Raw genomic sequence first — 9,862 nt, forward strand, 5'->3', positions numbered from 1 at the left:
ACGGCCGATCGGCAAAAGGAGCGGAACGTCGTCGCCCGCTAACGGGAAGGATGCAAGACCTTTTTCTCTTCGATAGCGCGCCAGTTCGACCATCAATTCATTCGTAGCCGGCACGATCCGCAGCTTGTCGCCTTTGCCCAGGATCTCGAGCCACCAGCGCTCTTCACCATCCTTGTCCCGTCGGCAGAAGAGGCTGCCCATCGTGTTGCCGACCACTTCCGAGATGCGCAATCCGCACAGGTACAGCAGAGAAAATAGCCACCGTGCGCGATAGTAATGCTCGCGTTCGCGATCCGATTCCTTCGGCATCAAATCGATCGTCATTTTCACTTCACTCCACAAATCTTCTTCGAGGTAACGGGTAATGCGTGGCTTCGCTTTGCGGGCGCGCTGGCGCGACAGCGACAGTGGATTGCCAGCCAGGTAGCCGGCATTGACCAGCCACGAGAACAGCGTATTGAGAATGATGATCGCCTGGCGCTGGCTGGCAGGGGAGAGCGGTCCGGCGAACGGCCGCCACTCTGGATGTGCGTGCGCGAACTTGCGGCCATCGCGCATCACCCATCGGGATGCCGGCTGCGGATCGGACAGAAACCGCTGATAGAGCAATAAGTCTTCGTGCGTGAGCGACGATAACGGTTTCCCAAGCTGGATGGTCGACCAGAGCAGCAAGCGTTCGGCTTCCTTGCGGTAATTGTCAAATGTGGTCTTGGTATCAGTACTGTCCGGTTAATTTAGGTATCGATCGTCTGAAAGCGTTGCCAAGCTTAGCTTTCCACGGTTTTTAGGGTGGTGTCGACTTGAATGTGAAATTGCATTTCTGCGATGCTCCTTGGGTATTGAACCCAGGGAGTCAAGATGTACACCGGCAAGACACTGTTTGCACAACTCATGGATTTCCTCCCGTGGACGACATTCAATCGCATCGTCACGCGCTACAGCGGCGACCATCGGGTGCGTACACTGGCATGCACCGAGCAATTTCGCATCTTGGCGTTCGCTCAATTGACTTACCGCGAGAGTCTTCGCGATATCGAAGTCTGTCTCGCCGCGCAAGCCGGCAAGCTCTATCACATGGGACTTCGGCAACCTGTTGCCCGCGCCACTTTGGCCGATGCCAACGAAACGCGCGATTGGCGCATCTACGCCGAGTTTGCGCAGCGACTGATCGCCCAAGCGCGTACGCTGGACGTGGCCGAGTCGTTTGGTGTCGATTTGACGAACACAGTTTATGCACTCGATTCCACCACCATCGACTTGTGTTTGTCTGTTTTCCCCTGGGCGCACTTCCGACAAACCAAGGCGGCAGTCAAGCTGCATACCTTGCTCGACTTGCGGGGCAACATCCCCACTTTTATCCATATCTCCGACGGCAAACTGGGCGACGTCAATGTGCTCGATATCTTGACACCAGAGGCGGGAGCGTTCTACGTGATGGACCGTGGCTATATCGATTTCGCACGCCTTCATGGGCTGCATCAGGCTCATGCGATGTTCGTTACCCGCGCCAAATCGAATATGCGAAGCCGCCGCGTCTATTCCAATTCCACGGACCGCAGTACCGGTGTTATCTGCGACCAGGTGATCGCCTTGACCGGCGTGAAGGCATTGAAGGATTACCCATCTCATTTGCGGCGCATCCGTTTCAAAGATCCGGAATCGGGAAAGACGCTGGTGTTTTTGACCAACGATTTCCAGTTGTCCGCGCTGACCATCTGCGCTCTTTACAAGAGTCGCTGGCAAGTGGAATTGTTCTTCAAATGGATCAAGCAGCATCTTCGTATCAAACAGTTTTACGGCACATCGGAGAACGCGGTCAAAACACAAATCTGGATTGCCGTGTCAGTTTATGTACTGGTGGCGATCGTTAAAAAAAACTCAATCTGGACGCTTCGCTCTACACTTTGCTACAGATATTGTCGGTGTCTGTTTTTGAGAAAACCCAGCTACAGCAAGCCTTTGCAGGGAGTAGCGATATCTCAAAACACGACAATTCTTCTAACCAATTGAATTTATTCAGTTTTTAACCGGACACTACTGTCTTGGTATCGATAAAGCGCGCGAGCCATGCCTTGATCGCATCGACATCATTATCGGCAGCGATTTGCGGACGATTGCCGGTGGCCCGGTTGGTGCCATCGCGGCCATCGATGTGGGAGGGCAGTTGGATGCTTTCGATCGTTGCGAGCGCGGGCAGCATAGCGGGATGTAGATTGGCAGAAGGCATGACGAGTGCTGACGCATCTAGAATTGGCACCTCCCGATAATACTCGCCATTATGGCAATAATGTCACTTGATTCTTCAGCTGGCTTTGTGGTTGCTGCGCCTTTAGAATGCTTGCGGGACGTTAACAACTCAACAATGGTCATGTACCTCTCAAATCCAGCGGGACTGGGGTGTTACTGGTGTTTGGATTCACCGGGCTGATAGGTTTTAGCCTTGGGCCAACCATGAATCACTATCTGAGCTTGCCACACGGCTCAGAAATTGTCGGCACGGCGCGCGTATTTCTTGCTCACCTTCGCACCCACACACGAAATCAAGGTCATTTTTGAAAAAAACATGATGCTTGATATCGCTTGGTGCCGGCGCTATGTCACGATAAAAACGTGGCCGGTGTTCGACCGCAGACTAACGGGGCATTCCACGACGCCGCAAAGGAATTCCAGGGGAAATTCAACAAAGCGAAGTACCAATGGGAATCTCCATCATCGCAGAATATTTTTTGTAGTCTTGCGGTCAAGTTCGCCTTCAGCAGAGGTGCCGGCGAAACAAAATTCAGGTCACGAATAAAAGTTCTCACGGATCCCGTTGGCAAATTATTAAAGAAACGAATACCAACTCTTGGCAGCTTTTGATACGCTTTGTCTAGCCGTTTAATGTCAAAGTGTACAATCCGGTTCCGAATCAATATCAACAATGCACTAGGAAAAAAATAGGGAAAAACGAGTATCGCCGATCGATTCATTTCACGAAAGTGTTACCCTCGTTTGAACCACGCCCACCATCGTTATCCAGGCGTCCTCTCTGTCGAAATACCGACCTTCGTCGTGCGCCAATATCCACGTGCGTATCTGTGCGGCATTTCATTTCAGTTTCCTGTCGCCTATGTCTTTGCCTGTTGCGGCATGATGCTCAACCACTGCATTGATTTCCGCGCCAAACAGCAAGACGAGGGAAGATATAAAGAAGTACAAAAGCAGCACGATGATAGTTCCCACACTCCCGTACAGCACGTTATAGTCCACCACGGTCCGCACATAGTAGTTAAAGGCGAGCGAGGTCGCAATCCACACTACGACCGCCAGGAATGCGCCAGGGCTAACGAAACGGAAACGCTGTTCGACGTCAGGTGCGAGGCCATAAACAGCGGCCACGGTCAATGTGAGCAGCACCACGACGGCCGGCCAGCGCAGCCACCAGGCCCACAAGGTAGCAAAGGTTTGTGATATGCCGACTTGGCGCGCAACCTCCTGCATCGCGTGTGGGGAGCCTAGCACCAGCGTGATGGCAATGGCCAGCAAGACGCCGATACCCAGGGTGTACAGCAGAGAAAGTGAATAACGTTTCCACATTGGGCGGCTTTCTTTAACGCCATACACTACGTTCAAGGCGTTTATGACGGCGCGCATGCCGGACGATGCGGCCCAAAGTGCAACAATTGCTCCAACAGATAGAATTCCCATTCGCCGTTGCTGTAGCTGGTCGAATATTTGGTTAATCTGATGCATCGTCTGCTGCAGAAAGAAGGCCTGGGCTTGCTGCCGCAGCCAATCAAAGAAATTTGGCAAGTGAAGAAAACCAAGCAGTGCTATAAAAAAGATGATGAACGGGAACAGCGAAAAACTAACATGGTATGTGACCGCCGCCGCATAGGTTGCCATGTCGTGCTCGCGAAACCGCAGGACAGAATATTTTATAAGCCGGACCGGACTAAGCCCTCGAAGGCCGGGAATCCGCATTGGAAATCCCCTGAAATAAGCATCGACAAAACCGCATAGCAAACAACTACAACAGGAACGATAGCAATCGCATATGGCCGCTATGTCGATGGCGTCCCGCCACCGACGTTCTCACAGGCTGGGCCAACAAGAAGGGTTGGACGCTTGTTCGCGAGCACGACCTGTCCTGCTCAGCGCAAAGCCTGGAAATATCACCAGTGAGCGGCTCGACGAGGCGATATATCGCAAGGATTCATCACGAAGGTGAGAGAAATCCCGCGCTATTGAGCGCCGATATCGATGCCGCTTGAGGCTCTCCTTGTCAATTGTAAATGAGATGGACTCCACCCTCCCGACGAACGACGGCATCCAACGGACTTCGAATCCTACCGGCATTACTCGAGACTGTTTAAAGCCGCAGTGGCCCGCATTGCACCCAGGATTGAAGACCGTGGCATTGACGGAATATACATCGATTTGAGCGAACTTCCTGGCGATACGATGGTTCTGGCCCAAAGTATCAAACAAGCAGTGCGATGCCACTGGACTTTCTTGCTCCATCGGTGTGACACCAAACAAATTATTATCAAAAATTTGTTCGGACTTGGAAAAGCCGAACGGCCTGACTATTCTTGGTCTATCAGATATCCCGAGTCGAATCTGGCCATTGCCGGTCCGAAAAGTTAATGGTATCGGTCCTAAAATGACTGAAAATCTTGCGACACTTGGCATAACTACGATCGGTGAGCTGGCACAAGCAGAACTCCCGATTCTGCAGGCGCATTTTGGTCGTAGCTCAGCCTGCTGGCTGAATGAGATTTCTCATGGAATCGATGAGCGTGCTGTGATCACGAGTTCAGAACCTAAATCGATAAGCCGAGAAACAACCTTTGAGCGCGATCTTCATGCGCGTCACGACCGGGTCACCCTGTCAGTAATATTCACGGATCTATGTGCTCGTTTAGCAGAAGATCTTAAGCGCAAGGGGTACCTAAGTCGCACGATCGGCATTAAGCTACGATACGAAGATTTCCGTACAGCTACCCGCGACCTTACTCTGCCGGTGTCTACTGACGACGCCAATACCATTCGCCGCGCGGCCAGGGAATGCCTGCGACGCGTGCCGCTCGATCAGAAGTTGCGGTTGTTAGGGGTTCGAGCCGGCACACTAACTTTAAGAAGTGCTCAGAATGATGCCGGATTTCCGTGCCAAGGCGAGTTGCCGCTTACGTTGCCGCAATATTCAACATAAATGATTCGGTCTTTGGCAAAAATGATGGCATACACTTTCTGGAAATTACGAATCATTGTTTCGTTTGCCACACTAATTTATAACGATATTTTAGTAATTTACATTTATATAGCGCTCATAAGAAGCCTACCTGGATAAGGATGCTGAGGTGGAGCTTCGACAGCGCAGCTACGCGGCTTGACAGATTCGATCATGCGACTATTGGTTTCTCCCGCTGCGTCGTATGCCGAGACGCTTTTACACGAACAAACACAATTTTAAGCGTGGCCAGAACCGGCACGGACAAGAAAATCCCGGCCACTCCGCCGAGTTCGTCGCCAGCTAGTAGTCCAATAATTACCAGAAGCGGTGAAACCTCGACACCTTCGCTCATCAGATAAGGACTAAGTACGTAGTCTTGGAAAATACGATAGGAAAAGATGAATCCGGAGAGCCATAACAAATGCTCATAGCCGCTAAAAGACGACACCGTCAGAACCGTTCCGACGGCCACGAGCGGGCCGACAAAAGGAATGACTTCAAGCAGGCCGGCGACGCCCCCCAGCAAGAGGGCATAGGGAACGCCGAGTGCAGAAAACACAACACTGTAAGCTGTAAATGTAGCGATCGACAAAATCACGAGCGCGCGAACATATTTCGCCAGTAAAACGTCCAAATCTTCCGTAATGGCACCCCATAAAGAACCGCTGGTACGACCCAGTGATGAAAGAATGTCCGCCCTCAGAGTCGGCGCTTCTGAAATCAATAGGAAGCTCAATACCGGAATAAGAATTAAATAAATTAGGTTAGTAGCTGCGTGCATAACAGCCAACCCAAGACGTTGCGCAAAAGGTAACGCCTGGCCTGTCCCAGATTGGAGTTGTTCGGTAACGAACGCAAGGATTTTTATGCGTTGCGGCTCCAAAAAACTGGGGAGAGGGATACGCTGTGAAATATTGGTCGGATTTAACAAAATCGGTAGCTGTTGGCTAAGACGAACCGCTTCGTCTGTAATTCTGTTTCCAAATAACGTGCCGACGACGCCGGCTACCAAAATTACAACAAGAAAGACCAGCGCAATCGATACCGTTCGTGGGAACCGGCGCGGTTTGTAGTATTCGACGAGCTCGACAAGTGGATATAAGAGATAACTAAAAAAAACGGCAAAAACGACGACCAGAAGAGTCGATCGGACTGAATATACAATGAACAGTGCAAGCACCGCCAGAAAAACAGTCCAGACTATCTTTGCGACACGTAGATCCACTCCAAGCATTTTGTTCTCCACATGTCGCTACGAAACCGCTGAATAATTGACGTTTTTTTGCGCTACCACGCCTACGCTGTTATGGATGCGCTCAACGATCCAAATCTGATCTCGGGGGTGGGTGCCAGCCGTTTTATTGCGTTTTTAGAAGGTTTTGCTCACGTTTTGTCGCTCAGGACTGTTTCGCCCCGATTGAATATTGACCGTGCGATCGGTCGCTGCTTTTTGAATCAGCAGCTGTGGATAAGTGTACCAAATAGCTGGTTTTTGACGTTCTCCTTTTCCATCTTTCTCGCGTCGCCAAACACACGGACCATAGCAATATGTGCAATCCGATTGCCTGACTATGATGGACTATAATCCACTATAAAAACATTGCATTTATATAACTATAATGAACTATGATGGACTATAATTTGTTACAATTAGTTTTTAGCCAACTAATTCAAACACCCAATGAGTGTGCCCATTTTTCACCGCCGAGTCTTGGCTGAAAACATAGCCAGACGAACCCTCTCGCCAAAAGGCTTGTCTGGCATCTTCCTCTCAGCACCACGTCGAACGGGGAAGAGCACGCTCATCAACGAAGACATCATCCCTTTCCTGAAAAAGCAGGGCGCCGAGGTGATCTACGTAGATCTATGGAGTGACCGAAGCCGCGATCCGGGTGATCTGATCTCAGAAGCCGTGCGAGAACATTTGCAAAGGCGTGAAGGGGCCATTTTGCAATGGGCGCGCCGTGGAGGACTCGATAAAGTGAATGTTGCCGGGATCCAGCTCGACATCGCCAAGGTTGGTATCGGTTCCGGCAAGACAATCGCCAAGGCACTTTCTGAGTTGTCAGATGCAACGAAGGCGATGATCGTTCTCGTGATCGATGAAGCTCAGCACGCAATCACCACCGATGCAGGCTCCTCATCGCTATTTGCCCTCAAGGCGGCTAGGGACCAGTTGAATGGATCGGCTCACCATGGGTTCCGCTTGATTGCGACTGGCTCGAACCGTGACAAGCTCAGTCTTCTGGTGGAAGGAAAGGACCAGGCATTCCTGAATGCGGTTCTGCTCGATCTGGAGCTTTTAGGTGACGATTATCTGGCATGGGAGCTGGGGCAGTGTGACGGAGACGTGAAGCCATCTCTAGGCGTTCTCAGTGCGGCATTTACTGCCTCCGGCCACAAACCAGAATCCCTTCGCAAGGCGCTTGATGACTTGGCGTTTCGTTTCGACGCCACCTCAGAGAATGTCGATGCGATTTTTCAGTCGGTGTTCGACAAGATAATAGCCGACGCCAAGCAAGGATTCATGCGCCAAGTGAATGGGCTTCCCCCACTGCAGGCCGCTGTATTGACCGTGATGGCTATCACAGGCCCCGATTTCGCGCCATTCCGGCCGCATACAGTAGCCAAGTATGTGGAAGCATGCAAGAGGCTGACGAACACCTCAGTGAACATCGACGATTCCGCGATTCAGTACGCGCTTGAGGCGTTGCGTGCGAAGGCCCTTGTGTGGAATAGTTCGCGCGGGGTATATGCCATCGAGGACTCGCAGCACGTCACATGGCTGAAAGAGGATTTCGCGGAAGACGCAGCGCCCCAAGAAACGCAGCACGATGCGCCGCCACCACGGATGTAACGGACTAGCAGACTCAGAAAATTATATGAAAAACGAAGTTAAGAAGTCTGGTGAAGAGATGGAGTGCGTCATTGAATGCGTCATTGAAATAGTGGAATGCACACATCCATGACGACTGACCCATCACTCACAGAGCAATGCGCATACGATCCAAACAAACTCCTGGACACGTTGATCAAGGATTTTGGCCTGAAAAATGATGCTGCGCTGTCACGAGCACTTGAAATCTCCCCGGCTGTTATCAGCAAGATTCGACATAAACGTCTGCCAGTGGGGGGATCCCTGCTGATACGGATGCACGAAGTAACCGCGTTGAGCATTCGCGAGCTGCGTGACCTGATGGGCGACCGCCGAGCCAAGTTCAGATTCAGTCCCGAGCAATTCAAGCCAAAAGATGCTCGTGCGAAGCGCGATCCTGATGAGTGACTGACTAACAAAGATGGGCGCGGCACATACGGCTACGATTCGCTGCCGCGATGTAATGCCAAATCGTCGCGCCTATTTCTTCGTTTCCTCCTTCCCGACTTGGGAATGGTCGTTGGCTTGGCCGGGCAGCGGCATGGAGGTCGCTTCCTGGTCCTTGTTCAAGTTGCTGGGGCTGGATTGACCGGGGCCGCTAGTCGCGCCGCTGGCCGTGCTGGCCGACGTGTTCGGCGGGATGGCCGCGTCGGATGGCGGCAGGGCGCTCGGCGGCGCCGCAACCGAATTCGGGTTGCGGGCCGTACCCGCGTCCGCCGGCGTGATGGTCGCTGCGGTATCGGCTTTTTTGCAACCGAAAAGGCATACTGAAAGCAGACAGAGTGCAATTGCACCGCGACATCTATTCATGGTGTTTCCTCCAATTGAAGCGCGTATTCATTCTATCTGCCGGCAACAGGAAAGCAATCGGCAAGTTATGCCGCTCTGCGCTAAACCAAGCTATTCGCCCGGAAATCGCCCGGCGCTGCTGAATTATTTATTATCGGTGCTGTTGTCGATAGCTATCGGTGGTGTCCGAATTGCTTCACCATAATTTGGCCAGTGGCAATACGATGCCGGTGAATATCGGACACTGGCGACGCCTTGCTCCGTCTTTGAGAAAGCCGAAGTCGATGGCCAGGTGCTTGCTCGGGCTATAAACCATTGCAGCGAGGATTTGCGTGGTCTCTGGTGCGCCGCGGCGATAAGCTGTACATCGGATTGCTCGATGAGCGTATGCCGCAGCATTAAACTATCCGAACCACCGCTGCCAACGTAGAACTTGGCGACCTTCACGCCACAAACGCACTACGTTTACTGGCATGGCAGCATGCGATCTGCCTAACCGCGAGCGAGGATCATCGCAATATGTTTCTGGGCAAACTCTACTGCCGTTTGTTTATTCTGGGCCACATTATCGAACTCCACTTCTAGGCCCGGGTGGCCGATGCCGACGGCATAACCGGCCGGCTTGTCACAACGGTAGATAAAACCATAACATTTGCCGTCGTAGTACACCACCCAATCTTCCCGCATTGGAGGGCGCCCTCGGGTCGCATCTCTTAACTCAATTTCTGGTGTTGCCATTCAATCTTCCAATATAACTGAAGCCAGGGCGGTAAGGCATGCTTGAGGATTCACATTTTAAGGCTACGCTGATTAAGTCCACCGCGGATTCAGACACGAAGTGCAACTTTGATTATTCGGTTGAAGGGCCAGATACGGTAGCATTCGCGCCTTTTGACCAGCCAGTCGAAAGTTGCCGAATATGCGCTACACCCACCTGACCCGAGACGAACGATACCAAATTCACGAGCTGCGAGTAGAAAAAA

The 9,862-nt window shown here is 51.9% G+C and carries 8 protein-coding genes and 2 pseudogenes; 4 read left to right on the forward strand and 6 right to left on the reverse strand.

Annotated elements, in window-relative coordinates:
- Nucleotides 1-672, reverse strand: a 672-nt coding sequence (locus ACFOFO_RS22240) for a tyrosine-type recombinase/integrase (protein WP_390332888.1), incomplete at its 3' end; no start/stop codon positions are given.
- 186 nt (nucleotides 673-858) lie between these two features.
- Here ACFOFO_RS22240 and ACFOFO_RS22245 point away from each other — a divergent pair.
- Nucleotides 859-2,027: pseudogene (locus tag ACFOFO_RS22245) on the forward strand (IS4 family transposase).
- Here the strand turns inward: ACFOFO_RS22245 and ACFOFO_RS22250 are convergent.
- Both ACFOFO_RS22250 and ACFOFO_RS22255 read right to left on the reverse strand, forming a co-directional pair.
- Complete coding sequence (locus ACFOFO_RS22250; RefSeq protein WP_390324412.1) at nucleotides 2,024-2,227, reverse strand: hypothetical protein; 204 nt, start codon at nucleotides 2,225-2,227, stop codon at nucleotides 2,024-2,026. The pseudogene ACFOFO_RS22245 and the gene ACFOFO_RS22250 overlap by 4 nt on opposite strands.
- A gap of 860 nt (nucleotides 2,228-3,087) precedes the next feature.
- A complete protein-coding gene (locus ACFOFO_RS22255) occupies nucleotides 3,088-3,963 on the reverse strand; it encodes a YihY/virulence factor BrkB family protein (RefSeq protein ID WP_390332890.1) in 876 nt (291 codons plus the stop codon).
- Nucleotides 3,964-4,293: 330 nt separating this feature from the next.
- Between ACFOFO_RS22255 and ACFOFO_RS22260 the strand changes: the two are divergent.
- A pseudogene (locus ACFOFO_RS22260) lies at nucleotides 4,294-5,194 on the forward strand (DNA polymerase Y family protein); the annotation flags it as partial.
- A 190-nt stretch (nucleotides 5,195-5,384) separates the two neighbouring features.
- On the opposite strand, the gene ACFOFO_RS22265 reads toward ACFOFO_RS22260, so the two are convergent.
- Nucleotides 5,385-6,449, reverse strand: a complete 1,065-nt coding sequence (locus ACFOFO_RS22265; RefSeq protein ID WP_390332892.1) for an AI-2E family transporter — start codon at nucleotides 6,447-6,449, stop codon at nucleotides 5,385-5,387.
- A 447-nt stretch (nucleotides 6,450-6,896) separates the two neighbouring features.
- On the opposite strand from ACFOFO_RS22265, the gene ACFOFO_RS22270 reads away from it, so the two are divergent.
- Nucleotides 6,897-8,072: an AAA family ATPase gene (locus ACFOFO_RS22270; RefSeq protein ID WP_390324418.1), complete on the forward strand. Its 1,176-nt coding sequence runs from the start codon at nucleotides 6,897-6,899 to the stop codon at nucleotides 8,070-8,072.
- Nucleotides 8,073-8,180: 108 nt separating this feature from the next.
- On the forward strand, nucleotides 8,181-8,498 hold the full coding sequence (locus ACFOFO_RS22275) for a hypothetical protein (RefSeq protein WP_390332893.1): 318 nt from the start codon (nucleotides 8,181-8,183) through the stop codon (nucleotides 8,496-8,498).
- A 72-nt stretch (nucleotides 8,499-8,570) separates the two neighbouring features.
- Here ACFOFO_RS22275 and ACFOFO_RS22280 read toward each other — a convergent pair whose 3' ends face one another.
- Both ACFOFO_RS22280 and ACFOFO_RS22285 read right to left on the reverse strand, forming a co-directional pair.
- Nucleotides 8,571-8,900 (reverse strand): RodZ family helix-turn-helix domain-containing protein, encoded by a 330-nt coding sequence (locus ACFOFO_RS22280; protein ID WP_390324420.1) that lies wholly within the window; start codon nucleotides 8,898-8,900, stop codon nucleotides 8,571-8,573.
- A 471-nt stretch (nucleotides 8,901-9,371) separates the two neighbouring features.
- Nucleotides 9,372-9,617 (reverse strand): hypothetical protein, encoded by a 246-nt coding sequence (locus tag ACFOFO_RS22285; protein ID WP_390324421.1) that lies wholly within the window; start codon nucleotides 9,615-9,617, stop codon nucleotides 9,372-9,374.
- Nucleotides 9,618-9,862 lie beyond the last annotated feature (245 nt).

It is taken from the genome of Pseudundibacterium arcticum (assembly GCF_042646465.1).
GTDB lineage: Bacteria > Pseudomonadota > Gammaproteobacteria > Burkholderiales > Burkholderiaceae_D > Undibacterium_A > Undibacterium_A arcticum.

What these genes read in the sequence shown, in the direction of transcription:
- ACFOFO_RS22250 (WP_390324412.1), bottom strand. Translation starts at nt 2,227, where the DNA reads ATGCCTTCTGCCAATCTACATCCCGCTATGCTGCCCGCGCTCGCAACG.
- ACFOFO_RS22255 (WP_390332890.1), bottom strand. Translation starts at nt 3,963, where the DNA reads ATGCGGATTCCCGGCCTTCGAGGGCTTAGTCCGGTCCGGCTTATAAAA.
- ACFOFO_RS22265 (WP_390332892.1), bottom strand. Translation starts at nt 6,449, where the DNA reads ATGCTTGGAGTGGATCTACGTGTCGCAAAGATAGTCTGGACTGTTTTT.
- ACFOFO_RS22270 (WP_390324418.1), top strand. Translation starts at nt 6,897, where the DNA reads ATGAGTGTGCCCATTTTTCACCGCCGAGTCTTGGCTGAAAACATAGCC.
- ACFOFO_RS22275 (WP_390332893.1), top strand. Translation starts at nt 8,181, where the DNA reads ATGACGACTGACCCATCACTCACAGAGCAATGCGCATACGATCCAAAC.
- ACFOFO_RS22280 (WP_390324420.1), bottom strand. Translation starts at nt 8,900, where the DNA reads ATGAATAGATGTCGCGGTGCAATTGCACTCTGTCTGCTTTCAGTATGC.
- ACFOFO_RS22285 (WP_390324421.1), bottom strand. Translation starts at nt 9,617, where the DNA reads ATGGCAACACCAGAAATTGAGTTAAGAGATGCGACCCGAGGGCGCCCT.